This is a genomic window from Flavobacterium sp. B167r, from assembly GCF_056824315.1.
On record NZ_CP124859.1, the window covers coordinates 18,932 to 39,019 of the forward strand.

The following is a 20,088-nucleotide window of genomic DNA, read 5'->3' on the forward strand; positions in this document are numbered from 1 at the left end:
CACGAAGACAGGCTTTTATAAATATATTTTTTTATTTCTTATCATCAAGAACTTCAGTCATTACCTTAGCTTCAGTTCCATTTGGAAAAGTAACTTTTATTTTCTGAGCTATTGTTGGAGCAATCTCTGTAATTGCCTTTTTATCATGAGATTCTCCTTTTTTAATATGCCATCCGTAGAAAATAGCAGGAACATGTGTATCATAACTATAGATTGTTCCGTGAGATGTTCCAGTTGGTGTATATTCAATCATACCCGGTTTATCTACAATAACTAAATCGCCGTTTTGTGTCACATCATATCCTTTAGCAACAAAATTAAGAGAATAATCATTTCCAGCATTCGCCAAAACTTCTTCTTCTGTATAAACTCTCTTAACTTGTGGCTGAGTAATTAAAAATTCTTTAAATGCTTGTTTTACTTTTAAAAGTTCTAATTTTTTGTCTTTAATAATTTGTTTATTGAAGAAAACATTAAAATTTGAATAATTCTGAATTAAATCTACACCGAAAGTCTTAGTTGAAAAATCTTGTAAGCTTTTCTTAACCTCTTTAGAAGGATAATTATCTACATTATATTTACGATCTTTCAAATAAATTACGTTTTCTGCTCCAGCATGATCAGCTGTCAAAAAAAGCAAATAATTCCCTTTACCAACCGTTTTATCAAGATAAGCCAAGAAATCAGCAATTGTCTGATCCAATCTTAAGTAAGTATCTTGAAGTTCCATAGATCTTGGTCCAAGTAAGTGACCTACGTAATCTGTAGAAGAAAAACTAACCGTTAAGAAATCAGTAATATTATCTTTTCCTAATTCTTCTTTCTCAATCGCTCTTTTTGCAAATTCAGCTAACAAATCATTCCCAAAAGGAGTTGCCTTTATAATTCCAGCATCATTCTTCTCATACATTGATTTCAAATCGTATGGAAAAACTGGTGCTACACTTCCATATAACTTTCCTTCATAAGGGTTATTATCAGGAAGACTTTCATTGTAAACCGAAGCAGGTTTGTACAAATCCCATCCTTTATTGATATATTTTAAGTGATTTTTTTCATTGTTGAATTCCGTTACCCATTCTGGTAATTTTTCACCATAAAAAGTACTTGAAATAAAAGAACCGGTTTTACTGTACCAAAATGCCCAATTGGCAAAATGCCCAGCTGGTAATATAGCACCGCGATCTTTTAAACTCAATCCGATTACTTTTCCGTTAAAATTAGTAGCCATTCTAACTTCATCAGTAATTGTAGTGCTTTGAAGATTTTTCGGAGACATAGCACCTTCTTCAGGTGTACCATCACCTAATATTTTAACTCCTGCATCATCAGTACAATACATTTCTTTTCCAAGAGTTCTACTGAACCATTCATTACCTACAATTCCATGAGTAGCAGGTGTTGTACCCGTATAAATTGAAGCGTGCCCAGGAGCTGTGTAGGTTGGCATATAGTTATAATGCATATTCTGGAAAGTAAATCCGTCATTCATTAATCTCTTAAAGCCATTTGGGGAAAAATCATCTGAAAAACGATATAAATATTCCATTTTCATTTGATCGACAACTATACCCACAACTAATTTTGGACGTTGCTGTTGTGCACTTAAACCTGTAATAGCAAGAAGTGCCAACAATAAAATATTTTTCTTCATGTTTAAATAAAATAATTGAAACACAAAAATACTCATTCGAATCCAAAAAGTCTAAGGTATCAATATTAACCTCATACAATTGACTATAATTTAACACTTATAAACCATCCCATTCCTAATTATGGCGTTTCCCTCCGGGTCGGGCTGTACGCTGTATCTTTTGCTTCAGAAAGTTTAAGGAAAAAATTAGAAGCTTGAGGTTTGCGCAAAAGGATGCCGCTTCCATCCCTAACGCGGCCAGCAGCAAACTGAAGTTCTGTTTTACAGTTTATCCAAAACATTTTTTAAAACAGAAAACCCCATCCGATACGGATGGGGTTTTCCAAAGAAAGGCGACGACATACTCTCCCACATAACTGCAGTACCATCTGCGCAGGCGGGCTTAACTTCTCTGTTCGGGATGGGAAGAGGTGAGCCCCGCCGCAATAACCACCTTAAGGTTTTTAGTCCAAAGCCAAAGGTCATAAAGCTGCAAAGCCTTTCGGCTTTTGACTTTAATCTTTCGACTGAAAGACTGCTCTTGCGTCGAGCAAATATTTTAACATACTGGGATAAAGAAAAGTTTTTATCGTTTAGAAAGTTTCCTCCCCCGATCTGCATCGGGGGAAAAGGGTGTGCATAAGCTTACGGATTATTAGTACTACTCGACTATGACATTACTGCCTTTACATCTATAGCCTATCAACGTGGTCATCTTCCACGATCCTTAAAAGAAATCTCATCTTGTGGTGGGTTTCGCGCTTATATGCTTTCAGCGCTTATCCCTTCCCAACGTAGCTACTCTGCGGTGCCCCTGGCGGGACAACAGATACACTAGAGGTTAGTCCAATTCGGTCCTCTCGTACTAGAATCAGATCCACTCAAATTTCTAACGCCCGCAGTAGATAGAGACCGAACTGTCTCACGACGTTCTGAACCCAGCTCGCGTGCCACTTTAATGGGCGAACAGCCCAACCCTTGGGACCTTCTCCAGCCCCAGGATGTGACGAGCCGACATCGAGGTGCCAAACCCCCCCGTCGATATGAGCTCTTGGGGGAGATCAGCCTGTTATCCCCGGCGTACCTTTTATCCTTTGAGCGATGGCCCTTCCATGCGGAACCACCGGATCACTATGCTCTACTTTCGTACCTGATCGACCTGTATGTCTCTCAGTCAAGCTCCCTTATGCCATTGCACTCTACGCACGGTTACCAAGCGTACTGAGGGAACCTTTAGAAGCCTCCGTTACTCTTTTGGAGGCGACCACCCCAGTCAAACTACCCACCAAGCACTGTCCTCTTCATCGAAGAGTTAGGCCTCAGATAAACAAAGGGTTGTATTTCAACAATGACTCCACAACGCCTGGCGACGCCGCTTCATAGTCTCCAACCTATCCTACACATCATTTATCCAAGGTCAATACTAAGCTATAGTAAAGGTGCACAGGGTCTTTTCGTCCCACTGCGGGTAAACGGCATCTTCACCGTTACTACAATTTCACCGAGCTCATGGCTGAGACAGTGTCCAGATCGTTACACCATTCGTGCAGGTCGGAACTTACCCGACAAGGAATTTCGCTACCTTAGGACCGTTATAGTTACGGCCGCCGTTTACTGGGGCTTCAATTCAATGCTTCTCCGAAGATAACATCTCCTCTTAACCTTCCAGCACCGGGCAGGTGTCAGGCCCTATACTTCATCTTGCGATTTTGCAGAGCCCTGTGTTTTTGATAAACAGTCGCCTGGACCTCTTCACTGCGGCCCCCATTGCTGGGGGCGACCTTTCTCCCGAAGTTACAGGTCTATTTTGCCTAATTCCTTAGCCATGAATCTCTCGAGCACCTTAGGATTCTCTCCTCAACTACCTGTGTCGGTTTACGGTACTGGTGCCAATTGCCTGAAGTTTAGAGGTTTTTCTTGGAAGCCCTTAGGCGCACTATCTCTTTGTCCGAAGACTCCGAGTACTATCGTATTTCCCCAAAAGATGTGGATTTGCCTGCATCTCTTATAGGTAGGTACTTCAACGAACTATTCCGTCAGTTCGCGGCGCTTTCATCACTCCGTCACCCCATCACAGCAATTGGCAGTACGGGAATATTAACCCGTTGGCCATCGACTGTCCCTTTCGGGTTCGCCTTAGGACCAGACTAACCCACAGCTGATTAGCATAGCTGTGGAAACCTTAGTTTTTCGGTGTGCGGGTTTCTCGCCCGCATTATCGTTACTTATGCCTACATTTTCTTTTCTGACCGGTCCAGCATGCCTTACGGCACACCTTCAGCCCTGTCAGAATGCTCCCCTACCACTTTGCATTACTGCAAAATCCATAGCTTCGGTAATATGCTTATGCCCGATTATTATCCATGCTCGTCCGCTCGACTAGTGAGCTGTTACGCACTCTTTAAATGAATGGCTGCTTCCAAGCCAACATCCTAGCTGTCTGGGCAGACAAACCTCGTTCTTTCAACTTAGCATATATTTGGGGACCTTAGCTGATGGTCTGGGTTCTTTCCCTCTCGGACTTGGACCTTAGCACCCAAGCCCTCACTGCTGTAAAACATTATATAGCATTCGGAGTTTGTCAGGAATTGGTAGGCGGTGAAGCCCCCGCATCCAATCAGTAGCTCTACCTCTATATAACTATTATCAGCGCTGCACCTAAATGCATTTCGGGGAGTACGAGCTATTTCCGAGTTTGATTGGCCTTTCACCCCTACCCACAGGTCATCCGAAGACTTTTCAACGTCAACCGGTTCGGACCTCCACACTGTGTTACCAGCGCTTCATCCTGCCCATGGGTAGATCACACGGTTTCGCGTCTAACACTACTGACTAAAGCGCCCTATTCAGACTCGCTTTCGCTGCGGATCCGTGGCTTAACCACTTATCCTTGCCAGCAGCGTTAACTCGTAGGCTCATTATGCAAAAGGCACGCCGTCACCCCACGAAAGGGCTCCGACCGCTTGTAAGCGCATGGTTTCAGGATCTATTTCACTCCGTTATTCACGGTTCTTTTCACCTTTCCCTCACGGTACTGGTTCACTATCGGTCTCTCAGGAGTATTTAGCCTTAGCGGATGGTCCCGCCAAATTCAGACAGGGTTTCACGTGCCCCGCCCTACTCAGGATACCGCTATCCATTACGCTTGTTGCCCATACGGGGCTATCACCCTCTATGGCGTCACTTTCCAGCAACTTCCGGTTCCTTGCGCATGAAATGTCGCGGTCCTACAACCCCAGCACTGCCGTAACAGCACTGGTTTGGGCTAATCCGCGTTCGCTCGCCACTACTTACGGAATCACTTTTGTTTTCTTCTCCTCCGCCTACTTAGATGTTTCAGTTCAGCGGGTTTGCCCACCTATCGGTGTGCTATGTCTTCAACATAGCGGGTTGCCCCATTCAGGTATCTGCGGATCAGTCGGTGTGTGCCCGTCCCCGCAGCTTTTCGCAGCTTATCACGCCTTTCATCGCCTCTGAGAGCCTAGGCATTCCCCATGCGCCCTTATTTTGCTTATTGCACCAGTCTTGTAAATTAAAACAAGACCGTTTTTTTTTGTTTTTTGCAATAAATTGCAAAAAACGCTTTCTACTTTCTTATTATTTTCTTATCCCAATATGTCAATGAACTTTATTTCGCTTTAGGCTTTAAGCAATACGCTTTAAGCTTTCTCAGCTTACGGCATACAGCTTACAGCTTATAGCCCTTGGTGGAGAATAACGGAGTCGAACCGTTGACCTCCTGCGTGCAAGGCAGGCGCTCTAGCCAGCTGAGCTAATCCCCCATTTTTAAATGATGAGTTATGAATTATGAGTTATGAATGCTCATAAACGCTCAACTTCTAAAATTTCCTTTTTTTAAGTCAAATAGTAGTCCCGGGCAGACTCGAACTGCCGACCCCTACATTATCAGTGTAGTACTCTAACCAGCTGAGCTACGAGACTCTGTTTTTCTTAATTTTTCATTTTTTTTAAATTAACAGCAAGAGCAATACAATTTTAAAGATCCAAAAACCCTATCGGGCATCTTATTTCCCAAGCGTGCTTGCGCTAACACTCGGGCTCTAGAAAGGAGGTGTTCCAGCCGCACCTTCCGGTACGGCTACCTTGTTACGACTTAGCCCTAGTTACCAGTTTTACCCTAGGCAGCTCCTTGCGGTCACCGACTTCAGGCACCCCCAGCTTCCATGGCTTGACGGGCGGTGTGTACAAGGCCCGGGAACGTATTCACCGGATCATGGCTGATATCCGATTACTAGCGATTCCAGCTTCACGGAGTCGAGTTGCAGACTCCGATCCGAACTGTGACCGGCTTTGTAGATTCGCTCCTGGTCGCCCAGTGGCTGCTCTCTGTACCGGCCATTGTAGCACGTGTGTAGCCCAAGGCGTAAGGGCCGTGATGATTTGACGTCATCCCCACCTTCCTCACAGTTTGCACTGGCAGTCTTGTTAGAGTTCCCGACTTGACTCGCTGGCAACTAACAACAGGGGTTGCGCTCGTTATAGGACTTAACCTGACACCTCACGGCACGAGCTGACGACAACCATGCAGCACCTTGTAAATTGTCTTGCGAAAGGTCTGTTTCCAAACCGGTCAATCTACATTTAAGCCTTGGTAAGGTTCCTCGCGTATCATCGAATTAAACCACATGCTCCACCGCTTGTGCGGGCCCCCGTCAATTCCTTTGAGTTTCATTCTTGCGAACGTACTCCCCAGGTGGGATACTTATCACTTTCGCTTAGCCACTGAACTTGCGCCCAACAGCTAGTATCCATCGTTTACGGCGTGGACTACCAGGGTATCTAATCCTGTTCGCTACCCACGCTTTCGTCCATCAGCGTCAATCAATTGGTAGTAACCTGCCTTCGCAATTGGTATTCCATGTAATCTCTAAGCATTTCACCGCTACACTACATATTCTAGTTACTTCCCAATAATTCAAGTCCTGCAGTATCAATGGCCGTTCCACCGTTGAGCGATGGGCTTTCACCACTGACTTACAAGACCGCCTACGGACCCTTTAAACCCAATGATTCCGGATAACGCTTGGATCCTCCGTATTACCGCGGCTGCTGGCACGGAGTTAGCCGATCCTTATTCTCACAGTACCGTCAAGCTTGCTCACGAGCAAGTGTTTCTTCCTGTGCAAAAGCAGTTTACAATCCATAGGACCGTCATCCTGCACGCGGCATGGCTGGTTCAGGCTTGCGCCCATTGACCAATATTCCTCACTGCTGCCTCCCGTAGGAGTCTGGTCCGTGTCTCAGTACCAGTGTGGGGGATCTCCCTCTCAGGACCCCTACCCATCGTAGCCTTGGTAAGCCGTTACCTTACCAACTAGCTAATGGGACGCATGCTCATCTTTCACCGTTGTGACTTTAATTATAAAATGATGCCATCCTATAATGCTATGAGGTATTAATCCAAATTTCTCTGGGCTATCCCTCTGTGAAAGGCAGATTGCATACGCGTTACGCACCCGTGCGCCGGTCTCTACATCCGAAGACATATACCCCTCGACTTGCATGTGTTAAGCCTGCCGCTAGCGTTCATCCTGAGCCAGGATCAAACTCTTCATCGTATATTTTAATATTATATCTCGATGCCTTATTCAGGTTCTTTTAAAATCTTCCGATTCTACTGCTCTTATTTCTTTTGTTCCGATTTTCATCGGAACGGCTGTCAATTCAATATGTCTACGAACGTGTATTTCTGTCTTTTCGCCTGTATCTCAAAGCGGGTGCAAAACTAAAAATTCTTTTTGTTTCTCGCAAGAAAAATTTGAAAAAATTTTGAAGCTTTTTTTTCGCCTCCTTCTTCCATTTTCTATGCCAGTATCTCAATGAGCTTTACGCGTTTTGCGGGGTGCAAATGTAAAAAGCTTTTTCTTTTCCCGCAAGCTTTTCCGAATCTTTTTTCTGAAAATTTATTTCCTTTACGATTCTTCTTTCCTGCCTGAATTTCTAAGAGCGTTTTCGCTGTTGCGGGTGCAAAAGTAGAACCTTTTTCCGCTTTTCCAAGCTTTTCCGCCCCGTTTTTTTCATGTTTTTCCGATCTTTTTCCTAACTGTCTGGCAACGGTGTTTTTACATTTTTGCTTTTTTCGGCTCTGTGTAGGTTTTTTCCGAAACCCTTTCCGCTTTTCCCATTTTTACGGGTTTTCGAATGCCGCTTTTTGGGAGTTTTCCTGTTTTCTGCCTCTTTTTATGCGGTTCCTAATTTTTTTTAATCCCTGATCTTTCTTCCCAAGACCGCTACTCCTAGCCCCGATAGGAGCGGAAATCCTTTTTATGGCGGGGTTCGCCATGAAAAGATTGAAGCGGATAGCGGGAATAAGCTCATAAATCAAAAATTGTAATTATTCCAAAATTCCAATAACTCGAAAGGCTTCGACTCCGCTCAGCCAGACAATCTATACTTATATATATAATAACCCGACAGCTTTTGGAAAACTGTCGGGTTGGAAATAAAAATTACCCTCATATATAGTATCGCAGAAAAACCATACTTATATATAATAGAGTAAACTTCTACATATATATTGTATGTGTTTTTGTAATCATGTATATTTGCATTCACAAAATTATAAACAATGATCAAGATTACTTTACCCGATGGGTCAATTAGAGAGTTCGCTCAAGGCGTAACTCCAATGGAGGTCGCTAAAAACATTAGCGAAGGTTTTGCTAGAAACGTGATTTCAGCATCTTTTAATGGTACAACTATTGAAACAGAAACTCCATTGACGACCGACGGTAATCTTATTTTATATACTTGGAATGATGCGGAAGGCAAAAAAGCTTTCTGGCATTCGACTTCGCACGTAATGGCGCAAGCTCTTGAGGAATTGTACCCAGGAATTAAATTAACTCTTGGACCTGCAATTGCTAATGGTTTCTATTATGATGTTGATTTTGAAGACCAGAAAATTGTTGAAGCTGATTTCAAAAAGATTGAAGATCGTGTTCTTGAGATTTCAAGAGAGAAACATGAATTTAAAATGCGCCCGGTTAGCAAAGCGGATGCATTAGAAATGTACAAAGACAATGTTTACAAAACTGAATTGATTTCGAATCTTGAAGACGGAACAATCACTTTTTGTGATCACGCTACTTTTACAGATTTATGCCGCGGTGGACATATTCCGAATACTGGAATCATCAAAGCTTTTAAAATCATGAGTGTTGCCGGTGCTTACTGGAGAGGTGATGAGAAAAACAAACAGTTAACTCGTGTTTACGGAACATCTTTCCCTAAACAAAAAGATTTAACTGAATATCTTGAACTTCTTGAAGAAGCTAAACGTCGCGATCACCGTAAATTAGGAAAAGAACTTGAATTGTTCGCTTTCTCTCAGAAAGTAGGTCAAGGTTTACCTTTATGGTTACCAAAAGGAGCTGCACTTAGAGAGCGTTTAGAGCAATTCTTGAAAAAAGCTCAAAAGAAAGCAGGTTACGAGCAAGTTGTTTCTCCTCATATTGGTCAGAAAGAATTATATGTAACTTCTGGACACTATGCTAAATATGGTGCAGATAGTTTTCAGCCAATTCATACTCCAGCTGAAGGTGAAGAGTTTTTATTGAAACCAATGAACTGTCCTCACCACTGTGAGATTTACAACGTAAGACCTTGGTCATATAAAGATTTACCAAAACGTTACGCTGAATTTGGTACTGTATATAGATATGAGCAATCTGGAGAATTACACGGTTTGACTCGTGTTAGAGGGTTTACTCAGGATGATGCGCACATTTTCTGTACTCCGGAACAATTGGACGAAGAGTTCAAAAAAGTAATTGACCTTGTATTATATGTATTTGGTTCGTTAGGTTTTGAAAACTTTACTGCTCAAATTTCATTGAGAGATCAGGAAAACAGAGAAAAATATATTGGTACAGATGAAAACTGGGAGAAAGCTGAAAATGCAATTATCAACGCTGCCGCAGACAAAGGTTTAAATACTGTAGTAGAATATGGCGAAGCTGCATTTTATGGTCCGAAACTAGATTTCATGGTTAAAGATGCTTTGGGAAGACAATGGCAATTAGGAACAATTCAGGTAGATTACAACTTACCTGAGCGTTTTGATTTGACTTACAAAGGCGCTGATAATGAATTACATCGTCCAGTTATGATTCACAGAGCTCCATTTGGATCAATGGAACGTTTTATAGCAATTTTACTAGAGCATACAGCAGGAAATTTCCCACTTTGGCTTATGCCTGAGCAGGCTATTATCTTGTCTTTGAGCGAGAAATACGAAAATTATGCTAAAAAAGTTTTAGATTTGCTAGAAAATCACGAAATTCGCGCCCTAATTGACAACCGAAACGAAACAATCGGTAAGAAAATTAGAGATGCAGAAATGCAAAAAATTCCATTTATGCTGATTGTAGGTGAGGAAGAAGAGAAAAATGGTACAATTTCTATTCGTCGCCATGGACAAGAAGGAAAAGGTAATATTACAGTTTCAATCGAAGAATTTGCTGCGATTGTAGACGAAGAAATAAAAAAGACATTAAAAGTATTTACAGTTTAACTTAAATTAGAAAGTCATAGCAATAAGAAGCAACAGAGGTTTTCAACCTCGAGTAGAAAAAAAAGATGCACACAGAATAAACAACCTTATTCGTGGCGTACAAGAAGTGAGATTAGTAGGTGAAAACATCGAACCAGGTGTTTTTAAGCTTGCTGAGGCTCTACGATTGGCAGATCAGTTCGAATTGGATTTGGTTGAGATTTCACCAAATGCTGAGCCGCCTGTTTGTAAAATCATGGATTACAAGAAATTTGTTTACGAACAAAAGAAAAGAGATAAGGTATTAAAAGCTAAATCTTCTCAAGTTGTTGTAAAGGAGATTCGATTTGGTCCTCAAACTGACGAGCACGATTACGAATTTAAAAGAAAGAACGCTGAGAAATTCTTAAAAGAAGGATCAAAATTAAAAGCTTTCGTATTCTTTAAAGGTCGTTCAATCATTTACAAAGATCAAGGTCAGATTCTATTATTACGTCTTGCTCAGGATTTAGAAGAACACGGTAAAGTTGAAGCTATGCCTGTTTTGGAAGGAAAGAGAATGATTATGTTCATTGCTCCGAAGAAGAAAAAATAGTCTCAGTTTGCAGTTTCAGTATTCAGTTTGAACCTGAAACTGTAAACCTGAAACGAAAATATAAGTAAGTAAGAATAAATTAAAACACTAGGAAAAATGCCTAAAATGAAAACAAAATCTAGCGCTAAGAAACGTTTTAAAGTTACTGGCTCTGGAAAGATTAAAAGAAAGCATGCTTTTAAAAGTCACATCTTGACTAAAAAATCTAAAAAACGTAAATTAGCTTTGACTCACTCAGCGCTAGTTCACAAAACAGATATGAGAAGCATCAAACAACAATTAAGAATTATCTAATATAAGTCAAAAGTTAGAAAGTCATAAAGTTTAAAAATCAGTAGATGACTTTAGACATTTGACTTTAAGACATTAGACTAGAGAATTTCTTTAGGTTAAAAAATTATTTATATAACCTTGGAGTATGGCTTTGAAGTTCCTTCGATTCAATTCAGGACGCCTGCTACAAAAACACATTAAAATTATGCCAAGATCGGTAAATTCAGTTGCTAAAAGAGCAAGAAGAAAAAAAATAATGAAGCAAGCCAAAGGTTTCTTTGGAAGACGTAAAAACGTTTGGACAGTTGCTAAGAATGCAGTAGAGAAAGCAATGTGCTACGCTTACCGCGATAGAAAACAAAACAAAAGAAATTTCCGTGCTTTATGGATTCAACGTATCAACGCTGGAGCTAGATTGGAAGGAATGTCTTATTCTCAATTCATGGGGAAAGTTAAAGCTAACGGAATCGAATTGAACCGTAAAGTTCTTGCAGATTTAGCTATGAACCACCCTGAAGCTTTCAAAGCTATTCTTAATAAAGTAAAATAAACGTTTTATAAACTCAATTTAAGATTACTTACTTATTATATAAAAACCATTCGTTAACGCGAATGGTTTTTTGTTTTTAAAAATAATGTGTTTTACCTTTAAAATTATTTAAAAATCTCATAATGCTTAAACCTCTTATTGATCATATACAAAAATTCATTTCTCTTGAACCTTCAGATATTGATAAATTAGAATCATGCCTAGAAATTTCGAAAGTAAAAAGAAAAGAACATGTACTACAAGAAGGACAAGTATGCAATACAATGTATTTTATTGTAAAAGGATGTATGCGTCAATATATAATCAATTCTAAAGGGACAGAACAAACACTACAATTTGGGATTGAAAACTGGTGGATTACTGATTATTTGAGTTACCATAATCACATTCCGTCTAGTTTTTATTTGCAGGCAGTCGAAAATACAGAAGTCATTGTTATTGATAAAACGGTTTTAGAATCACTACTGATAGAAATACCAAATCTAGAAAGGTATTTCAGAGTTGTTACTCAAAAGAGTTTTGGTGCTATGCAAATGCGAATTAAATTTTTGTTTACCATGTCGGCTGAAGAACGATATCATCATTTTAATGATAATTTTCCAGAATTTGTTCAGCGGGTTCCACAATATATGCTTGCCTCCTATTTGGATTTTTCTGCTGAATTTATGAGCAAAATTAGAGCTGGAAAAGTCTGATCTATATTTCTTGAAGTAGTTCAAGTTTTTGAGAGTAGACATTACTGACCTTTGTAATGAACTTTTAAAACATATAAAATGAACTCAAGAATCGTTATCCCACAAGTTGCCCCAGAAGCTTATCAAGCCATGTTCGGTTTAGAAAAATATATTGCTTCGACTTCATTATCTCCTGTGCATAAAGAATTAATTAAAATTAGAGCATCGCAGATAAATGGTTGTGCTTATTGTATAAAAATGCACACTATTGATGCTCGAAAACTAGGCGTAACAGAACAACAAATTTATTTACTAAATGCTTGGCGCGAAGCAGATGTTTATACTGAAGAAGAAAAAGCAATATTTGCTTTGACAGAAGAAATAACATTAATCAGCAATCACGTTTCTGAAGAAACCTATCAAAATGCAGCAAAATTATTTGACGAAAAATACCTTGCAGAAATCATTATGGCAATCATTACTATTAATGCTTGGAATAGAATTGGAATTGCAACTGGCATGCGTGCAGATAATTTATAAGGATAAAATTTACAAACAAAAAACCTCTCAAAGCCCTTATCTCCAAAGGGCTTTTTCTATTGACCTCATAATGAGAATAAACCAAAGAAAAATTCAAAAATAATTAAAAATACCATATTTATAATCTTATAGAATTTACAGAATTATTTATTTTTGGAGCATGATGCCAAAAAGATTACAAATACTTACCTATACTACTTCTCTCTTATTATTTCTTTTCTCTTGCCAGAAAAAAAATAATAATGATTTAAAAGAAAGACAAAACAAGTTAGAAGTTGAAAAAAACATTGACAAGGCTTCTATATTTCATAATAATTATAACAATACAGATAGTGCATTCTTTTACTACAACAAGGCAAAATTAATTTGTGACCCTAAAATAGACCCTGACAACTATACAAACATTCTTAATTGCATGGCAGATATCCAACTTAATCATGGCGATTATATTGGAAGCGAAACGACAATAACCGATGCAATTCCGTATTTAAAATCATTAAAAGACCAAACTAATGTTTGGAATATCTACACGACTTTAGGCACTAATTATCTTCGGACTTATAATCTAAATGATGCTTTGCTCTATTTCAATAAAGCATTAGGTCTTAAAATAGACGAATCTCGAAAATCCTTAACCAAAAGCAATATTGGATCTGTTTTACTAGAACAGCAAAAATATAATGAAGCTTTGCAGATTTTTTCCCTTTTATCTATAAAAAAAGAACTTCACGAAAAGCCAGAATATAATGCAAAAAACATGGACAACATTGGTTTGTGTTATATTAAGATGAATGATCCAAGGGGAATTCAGTATTTAAATCATGCATTACAGATTAGAAAAGACATTAATAATAATTCTGGAATTGCAGTTAGCAATTTACATATTGCTTCTTATTATGACGAAAACAATGATTCATTCTTAGCTAAAAAATATTCTTTAGAAGCTTATAAGAAATTTAGTGAAATTAATAATATTGACAATAAGCAAATTGCATTAAAACTATTAATCAAAAACAGCTCAAATCAAGAATTAAAAAAGTATTCTCTGCTATATGTTGATTTAGTCGACAGCATTTTTGAAGTAAGGCAAAAAGCTAAAAACCAATTTGCGAGAATAAAATATGATTCTAAAAGAGAAAAAGAAGAAAATTTAAGATTAAAAACTCACAAAGCAGAAAATGAATTAAAGCTGGAGCGTCAAAAAAGCAGAAATATTATATCTTATATCATAATAGTTTTGAGTTTATGCTTGATTCTAATTCTTTATTATTATTTAACTTCTAAAGCTAATCGAGATAAAATTGAGGCTGCTTATAATAGTGAAACCCGTATTTCTAAAAAACTTCATGACGAATTAGCAAACGACATTTACCACACAATGGCTTTTGCAGAAAACAGAAATTTGTCTTTGGCAGAAAACAAAGAGCAATTGCTTCATAATCTCGATGCTATTTATGCGCGAACTAGAGATATTTCAAAAGAAAATTGCACCATTATAACAGATAAAAATTACACTTCCTCTTTAAAAGAGATGATCTCTAGATTCAACACCCCAGGTTTAAATCTTTTAATAAATGGCATTGATACTATTTCATGGGAAGAAGTTGATAAAGTAAAAAAGACAGCCGTTTACAGAGCCATACAGGAGTTACTTGTAAACATGAAGAAACACAGCAATGCTAGTTTGGTTGCTATTGTATTTAAGGTCACTAAAAAAAACATAACCATAAATTATACTGATAACGGAAAGGGAATTGATGTAGATAAAATGGTTTTAAAAAATGGTCTGCATAATATTGAAAATAGAATCCTTGCCATTAAAGGTGAAATCGATATTGATTCAGGTGCAGGAAAAGGCTTTAAAGTTTTTATTAAACTGCCTTTATAAATATAACTTCATAGTCCCCAAATGAAAATCTTCACTTTAGTTAAAACTTTAGTTTTTATATTTTTTTTGCTTGTTATTCCAACTTCTTGCAAAAAAGAGAAAACAGCTATTGCTAAAAAAACCAATAACACAGCTGAAGTTAAAAGATTAACTATAATTGCCGATAACTATTTTGATAATTCTGATAATAAAAATGCTTACAATACTTATAGAAAAATACTCTCTATTGCCGACACAGTAAAAGACAGAATTGACTACGTTGACGCGTTAATATCAATAGGGTATCTCTGCCAAAGTCAAGGAGACTACGTTGAAAGCGAAGCGGTTGTTACTAAAACGTTGCCACACCTAAAGCATTTAAAAAAAGCTAGGTTCGCTTGGAATACGTATAATTTGTTGGGCTGTTCTTATATGCGAACAAAAGATTTTGAGAATGCTCTTTTGTACTTTAACAAAGCTTATAACTTAAACACAAAAGAATGGAGAAAGTTAAATGCACAAGGCAATATCGCTCTAACCTATATGCTGCAGAAAGATTTTAATAAGGCAATAAAAATACATTTAAAATTAACCACTGAAGGGTTTTATGCAGAGAATAAAAAAACAAACACCCTTAATAATGATGAATTAAGAGAATTTGCAATAATGATCGATAATTTAGGGATTTGCTATTTTGAAATCAACAATCCGAAATCATTAAAGTATTTTAATGAAGCTCTAAAAATTAGGCTAAAAACGAATGATCTTGAAAACCTTCCGCTTAGTTATTCAAATCTTTGTAGATATTATTCAAAAACTAATGCCAGTTTAGCTAAAAAATATGGTGAAACTGGCTATAAAATAGCTTGTGACATTAATAATTATCAAGGCAAAAAATATGTACTCTATTCTCTTATAGAAAACAGTAAAGGCAGTGAATTGAAAAAATACTCGAATCTCTATGTTAAGTTTAATGACAGTATTTCTAATATAAGATTAAAACAAAAGAATCTTTTTTCTAACATGAAATATAATTTCAAAAAGGACAAAGAGGAAAACCTAGAGCTCAAAGCACAAAAAATAGAAGATGAACTGGAAATGCAAAGAGAAAGGAATAGAAGTTATATCTCTTATATTATAATTTTTGTTAGTATTATAAGCTTAATATTTATCGTTTTTTATATAACTACAAAAGCAAAAAAAGAAAATAGCAATGAAGTTTTCAAGAATGAAATGCGAATCTCCGAAAAACTACAGTCTGAACTTGAAAAAGATATAGACAAGATATTATTATTTACCGGAAATTACAATCTAGAAAAAGAAGAAAACAAAGAAAATTTCTTATCTCAATTAAATAATATTTACTCAAAAACAAGAAACATATCTAGAGAAAATAGCGAAATAATTACTGATGAAAATTTTAAAAAAGCTCTTAAGGAAATGATTGCCGGATATACGAGTTCAAAATTGAACATTATTATAAATGGTTTAGATACATTTTCGTGGTTGAAAATTGATCGAGTAAAAAAAATTACCATTTTCCGTATATTACAGGAGATTTTTGATCAGAACAAAATAATAAATAATGGTTCATTGGCTAGCGTCACATTTAAAAAGGAAGAAAAAAATATCTTAATAACTTATACTAATAATGGAACAGAACTTCAAGATGGTAGTCTAAACACATCTAAAAAATTTGCAAATATTGAAAATCGTCTTAAGTCTGTAAAAGGATTTTTAGAAATTTCTTCAAATCAAAACGAGAAATTTAAAATTTTCGTTAAACTGCCTTTGTAAATAGTGTTTTAATCCAAGAGCCACCAAATGAAAATTACTGCTTTAGTTAAAATTTTAATTTCGACATTATTTTTACTTGCCATTTCGACTTCTTGCGAAAAGGAAAAACCAGCAATAGTAAAAAAAACTGACAATACTGCTGAAATTAAAAGGCTAACAACAATTGGTGATAGCTATTTTGACAATTCAGATTATAAAAATGCGTATCCTATTTATAAAAAAATAATAGCACTTTCTGACCCCGTAAAAGATAGAATTGATTATGTTGACGCTTTGTTAGGTCTCGCACAAATTCATCAATATCAAGGTGATTATATACAAAGTGAAGAAATGGTAGTCAAGGTTTTACCGCACTTAAAATATATGAAAAAAACAAGATTTGCTTGGTATGCGTATTTTATTCAAGGATACAATTACTTTAAAACAGGCAATCAAGAAAGAGCCTTGTTTTATTATAGAAAAGCATTGCATCTCAAAATTAGCACATCCAGAAAATGGCATCTTTTAAATTGTATAGGCATTGTCTACATGAAGCAAAAAAAGTATAAAGTTGCAGCTTTTATATTTGAGAAAGTTACCACAGATGGATATTCTGGTAAAAATCTCGAAATAGACATAGCTAATCGAGACGTATTACTGGCGTATTGCGTGGAGTTAAACAACTTGGGCATATGTTATTACAATTTAAACAATCCCAAAGCACTTGACATTTATGAAAAGGTACTAAAAATAAGACTTGCAATTGAGGACAAGGAATCTATTTCAACTAGTTATACCGTACTTTCGGAATATTATTTAAAAAGCAATCCTCAATTAGCAGCCAAATATGCTAAGTTAGGATATAAAAAAGCTTCTGAAGTCAATTTTTTTTCAGATAAAAAATATTGTTTGAGTTTCTTGACGCAAAGTACCACGGGAAATGAATTGAAAAAATATACCAAAATGTATATTTCATTTATAGATAGTATCAATACAGTACAATTGAAACAAAAAAGTCAATTTTCTGATATTAAATATAATTTCAAAAAAGATAAGGAAGAGAACTTCGAGCTGAAGACTGAAAAAGCAGAGCATGATTTAGAAGTACAAAGACAAAAAAACAGAAGTTTTATTTCCTATATAGCATTAAGTGTCACCGCTTTTGCATTCTTTTCTCTGTTTTTTTATATGACCAGAAAAGGAAGAAGAGAAAGAAATGACGCCGTATTTAAAAATGAGATAAGGATTTCTAATAAATTGGACAATGAACTCAAAAAGGAGGTTCATGAAACTTTATCATTTGCAGAAAACAAAAACCTCGAAAATACCGAAAACAAAGAACAATTTCTTAATAAGCTGAATCATATTTATTCGAAAACCCGAAGTATTTCAAGAGAAAATAGTGCCATTCAAACCGATGAAAATTATACGAATGAACTCAAAGAAATGATTTCAGAATATATTTCTCCAAATTTAAACATCTTAATAAATGGTTTAAATTCTTTTTCATGGACTAAAATTGAACGCGTAAAAAAAATTACTGCTTTCCGAGTTCTTCAAGAAATTCTTGATCAGATGAAAACGCTGAATGACCCATCATTAGTAAGCATAACGTTTAAAAAAGAGACAAAAAACATCCTGATAATGTATGTTGATAATGGTACAAAAATAAACTCAGAATATAGTATTTTACAAAAAAGACTACAAAATGTGGAAAACCGTATTAAAACAATAAAAGGAACTCTTAATTTTGACACAGAATCAGAAAATAGTTTTAAAATAAGTTTCAAATTTCCAATATAAGACCCTATATGTTTAAAAAAGTTTTAGTTGCCGAAGATCTAGATAGCATTAGCATTGCAGTTGTTCAAGTACTTGAAGAATTACAAGTTCCTGTAATTCATCATGTTAAATATTGTGACGAAGGTTTGCTCAAAGCGAAAAAGGCATTGGCTGATAAAGAACCCTATGATTTATTGATTACAGATTTATCTTTTAAATCTGATCACAGAAAAGTAGATTTAAGTAGCGGTGACGAACTTATAGATGCTATTAACAAAGTTCAGCCAAAAATTAAAAAGATTGTTTTTTCTATAGAAGACAAAAGTTACCGAATTAAAACTCTTTTTAACGAACTTGGCATTAATGCTTATGTTACTAAAGGAAGAAATAGTATTGTTGAACTTAGAAATGCTATTGAAAGTACATTTAAAAACGAAGAAAAAATACTTTCTTCAGATTTGTCTTTTAATTTTAATGATAAAGCATTAATCGAAATTGAGTCGTATGATATTTCAATTCTAAAACTTTTATCGCAAGGTTACATTTTAGAAAGTATTTCTAAAGAGTTTAAAGATTTATCTATAACACCAAACGGAACAAGCAGTATTGAAAAAAGAATAAATAAATTGAAAATTTACTTTAAGGCTAACAATAACGTGCATTTAATTGCCATTGCAAAAGATTTTGGATTAGTATAATTTTTATAGCGTTTTACGGGTTTCCGTAAGGATTACACTTTTTATACCGCTAAATTTGTGATAATCTACTAACGAGTAATGAAACCAAAAAGTAAAGCTAGTATTATATTTTCCCGAATTAATACTACACAAAATAGAATAGTTATGAAAACAATGTTACTTTGCCTCTTTCTATCAATGAGTTTCGCTGTTATTTCTGAAAAAACTGGCTGGCTGGAAATTGATTGGAAAATAATATTTATTCCTGCATTATTAGTATTGCAAATTATAATTATCGGAACGGCACTAAAAAATCGATATAAAAAACATTAATTAATTTTAAGAAAGGCTTAATTATTGCATGAAAAGAAGATTCATATCTTAGTTTCACTCCATTTTACATGAAAAAAATTCTTAGCCTTCTCTTATTATTATTTACATTTTTATCTTTTGCACAAACCAAAGTCCTGTCATGGAATTTAGAGAACTTTGGAAAATCTAAATCTGCTATACATTTAAATTATATTGCCAAAACCGTTTCAAACTACGATATAATTGCCATTCAAGAAGTTGTTGCCGGAAACGGTGGCGCTCAAGCAGTTGCAAAGCTTGCAGAATTACTTAATCAAAAAGGGAATAAGTGGGGCTATAAAGTAAGTGATCCTACCTCTGGCAGCAGTTATAAAACGGAACGCTACGCATTTATTTGGAAAACGAATAAAGCCAAATTAAAAAATAAACCTTGGCTTGAGAAAAAATTTAGCGTAGAAATTGATCGCGAGCCCTATTTTGCTACGTTTGAAATCAACAAAAAGACCATTACCCTTGTCAATTTTCATGCAATAACACAAAAAAAACAGCCCGAAACTGAAATCAAATTTTTTAAATTTTTACCTAACGAATATTCAGATTTAAATCTTGTCTTCTTAGGTGATTTTAACTGTCCTGAGAAACACACCGTTTTTAATCCGTTAAAAAAAATGGGATATGCTTCTGTATTAAAAAATCAAAAAACAACTCTTAAACACAAATGCAAAAACAATATCTGTCTTGCATCTGAATTTGATAATATCTTTTATAAAACATCAAATATAAAAGTCAGCAATTCTGGAGTAATTAAATTCTACGAAGGCTTTGATTCCCTGCAAAATGCAAGAAAAATATCTGATCACATTCCAATCTGGTTTGAGTTTTCGCTAAACTAAT

At 36.1% G+C, this 20,088-nt stretch carries 13 protein-coding genes, 2 tRNA genes and 3 rRNA genes; 12 read left to right on the plus strand and 6 right to left on the minus strand.

Annotated features, from left to right (window positions below; all coding sequences use genetic code 11):
* Positions 1 to 31: 31 nt before the first annotated feature.
* The 6 genes from pafA to QLQ96_RS00120 all read right to left on the minus strand — a co-directional run bounded on the left by pafA (position 32) and on the right by QLQ96_RS00120 (position 7,212).
* Positions 32 to 1,654, minus strand: a complete 1,623-nt coding sequence (gene pafA, locus QLQ96_RS00095; protein ID WP_482493655.1) for an alkaline phosphatase PafA — start codon at positions 1,652 to 1,654, stop codon at positions 32 to 34.
* Positions 1,655 to 1,981: 327 nt separating this feature from the next.
* Positions 1,982 to 2,091, minus strand: a 5S ribosomal RNA gene (gene rrf, locus QLQ96_RS00100).
* A 177-nt stretch (positions 2,092 to 2,268) separates the two neighbouring features.
* A 23S ribosomal RNA gene (locus QLQ96_RS00105) occupies positions 2,269 to 5,151 on the minus strand.
* Between the two features lie 187 nt (positions 5,152 to 5,338).
* A tRNA-Ala gene (locus QLQ96_RS00110) sits at positions 5,339 to 5,415 on the minus strand.
* Positions 5,416 to 5,501: 86 nt separating this feature from the next.
* Positions 5,502 to 5,575: transfer RNA gene (locus QLQ96_RS00115), tRNA-Ile, on the minus strand.
* Positions 5,576 to 5,698: 123 nt separating this feature from the next.
* Positions 5,699 to 7,212, minus strand: a 16S ribosomal RNA gene (locus QLQ96_RS00120).
* The 16S, 23S and 5S rRNA genes sit together here with 2 tRNA genes alongside, the layout of an rRNA operon.
* 1,010 nt (positions 7,213 to 8,222) lie before the next feature.
* Between QLQ96_RS00120 and thrS the strand changes: the two genes are divergently transcribed.
* The 12 genes from thrS to QLQ96_RS00180 all read left to right on the plus strand — a co-directional run bounded on the left by thrS (position 8,223) and on the right by QLQ96_RS00180 (position 20,087).
* Positions 8,223 to 10,169: a threonine--tRNA ligase gene (gene thrS, locus QLQ96_RS00125; protein ID WP_482493657.1), complete on the plus strand. Its 1,947-nt coding sequence runs from the start codon at positions 8,223 to 8,225 to the stop codon at positions 10,167 to 10,169.
* A 22-nt stretch (positions 10,170 to 10,191) separates the two neighbouring features.
* Positions 10,192 to 10,743, plus strand: coding sequence for a translation initiation factor IF-3 (gene infC / locus QLQ96_RS00130; RefSeq protein ID WP_482496897.1), 552 nt, complete (start codon positions 10,192 to 10,194; stop codon positions 10,741 to 10,743).
* 96 nt (positions 10,744 to 10,839) lie between these two features.
* Positions 10,840 to 11,037, plus strand: coding sequence for a 50S ribosomal protein L35 (gene rpmI, locus QLQ96_RS00135; RefSeq protein ID WP_482493659.1), 198 nt, complete (start codon positions 10,840 to 10,842; stop codon positions 11,035 to 11,037).
* 184 nt (positions 11,038 to 11,221) lie between these two features.
* Positions 11,222 to 11,566, plus strand: coding sequence for a 50S ribosomal protein L20 (rplT, locus tag QLQ96_RS00140; RefSeq protein WP_007810721.1), 345 nt, complete (start codon positions 11,222 to 11,224; stop codon positions 11,564 to 11,566).
* A 122-nt stretch (positions 11,567 to 11,688) separates the two neighbouring features.
* Positions 11,689 to 12,261, plus strand: a complete 573-nt coding sequence (locus tag QLQ96_RS00145; RefSeq protein ID WP_482493662.1) for a Crp/Fnr family transcriptional regulator — start codon at positions 11,689 to 11,691, stop codon at positions 12,259 to 12,261.
* 78 nt (positions 12,262 to 12,339) lie between these two features.
* On the plus strand, positions 12,340 to 12,780 hold the full coding sequence (locus QLQ96_RS00150; protein WP_482493664.1) for a carboxymuconolactone decarboxylase family protein: 441 nt from the start codon (positions 12,340 to 12,342) through the stop codon (positions 12,778 to 12,780).
* A 160-nt stretch (positions 12,781 to 12,940) separates the two neighbouring features.
* Entirely contained in the window at positions 12,941 to 14,668 is a 1,728-nt protein-coding gene (locus QLQ96_RS00155; protein WP_482493666.1) for a tetratricopeptide repeat-containing sensor histidine kinase, read from the plus strand.
* Between the two features lie 21 nt (positions 14,669 to 14,689).
* Complete coding sequence (locus QLQ96_RS00160) at positions 14,690 to 16,444, plus strand: ATP-binding protein (protein ID WP_482493669.1); 1,755 nt, start codon at positions 14,690 to 14,692, stop codon at positions 16,442 to 16,444.
* A gap of 27 nt (positions 16,445 to 16,471) precedes the next feature.
* Positions 16,472 to 18,226: an ATP-binding protein gene (locus QLQ96_RS00165; protein WP_482493671.1), complete on the plus strand. Its 1,755-nt coding sequence runs from the start codon at positions 16,472 to 16,474 to the stop codon at positions 18,224 to 18,226.
* Positions 18,227 to 18,234: 8 nt separating this feature from the next.
* Positions 18,235 to 18,903 (plus strand): response regulator, encoded by a 669-nt coding sequence (locus QLQ96_RS00170; RefSeq protein ID WP_482493673.1) that lies wholly within the window; start codon positions 18,235 to 18,237, stop codon positions 18,901 to 18,903.
* 144 nt (positions 18,904 to 19,047) lie between these two features.
* On the plus strand, positions 19,048 to 19,215 hold the full coding sequence (locus tag QLQ96_RS00175) for a hypothetical protein (protein WP_379701285.1): 168 nt from the start codon (positions 19,048 to 19,050) through the stop codon (positions 19,213 to 19,215).
* Positions 19,216 to 19,283: 68 nt separating this feature from the next.
* Positions 19,284 to 20,087, plus strand: a complete 804-nt coding sequence (locus tag QLQ96_RS00180; RefSeq protein ID WP_482493676.1) for an endonuclease/exonuclease/phosphatase family protein — start codon at positions 19,284 to 19,286, stop codon at positions 20,085 to 20,087.
* Position 20,088: the final 1 nt, after the last annotated feature.

What these genes read in the sequence shown, in the direction of transcription:
- QLQ96_RS00145 (WP_482493662.1), top strand. Translation starts at nt 11,689, where the DNA reads ATGCTTAAACCTCTTATTGATCATATACAAAAATTCATTTCTCTTGAA.
- QLQ96_RS00165 (WP_482493671.1), top strand. Translation starts at nt 16,472, where the DNA reads ATGAAAATTACTGCTTTAGTTAAAATTTTAATTTCGACATTATTTTTA.
- QLQ96_RS00160 (WP_482493669.1), top strand. Translation starts at nt 14,690, where the DNA reads ATGAAAATCTTCACTTTAGTTAAAACTTTAGTTTTTATATTTTTTTTG.
- pafA (WP_482493655.1), bottom strand. Translation starts at nt 1,654, where the DNA reads ATGAAGAAAAATATTTTATTGTTGGCACTTCTTGCTATTACAGGTTTA.
- QLQ96_RS00155 (WP_482493666.1), top strand. Translation starts at nt 12,941, where the DNA reads ATGATGCCAAAAAGATTACAAATACTTACCTATACTACTTCTCTCTTA.
- QLQ96_RS00150 (WP_482493664.1), top strand. Translation starts at nt 12,340, where the DNA reads ATGAACTCAAGAATCGTTATCCCACAAGTTGCCCCAGAAGCTTATCAA.
- QLQ96_RS00170 (WP_482493673.1), top strand. Translation starts at nt 18,235, where the DNA reads ATGTTTAAAAAAGTTTTAGTTGCCGAAGATCTAGATAGCATTAGCATT.
- rpmI (WP_482493659.1), top strand. Translation starts at nt 10,840, where the DNA reads ATGCCTAAAATGAAAACAAAATCTAGCGCTAAGAAACGTTTTAAAGTT.
- QLQ96_RS00175 (WP_379701285.1), top strand. Translation starts at nt 19,048, where the DNA reads ATGAAAACAATGTTACTTTGCCTCTTTCTATCAATGAGTTTCGCTGTT.
- QLQ96_RS00180 (WP_482493676.1), top strand. Translation starts at nt 19,284, where the DNA reads ATGAAAAAAATTCTTAGCCTTCTCTTATTATTATTTACATTTTTATCT.
- thrS (WP_482493657.1), top strand. Translation starts at nt 8,223, where the DNA reads ATGATCAAGATTACTTTACCCGATGGGTCAATTAGAGAGTTCGCTCAA.
- rplT (WP_007810721.1), top strand. Translation starts at nt 11,222, where the DNA reads ATGCCAAGATCGGTAAATTCAGTTGCTAAAAGAGCAAGAAGAAAAAAA.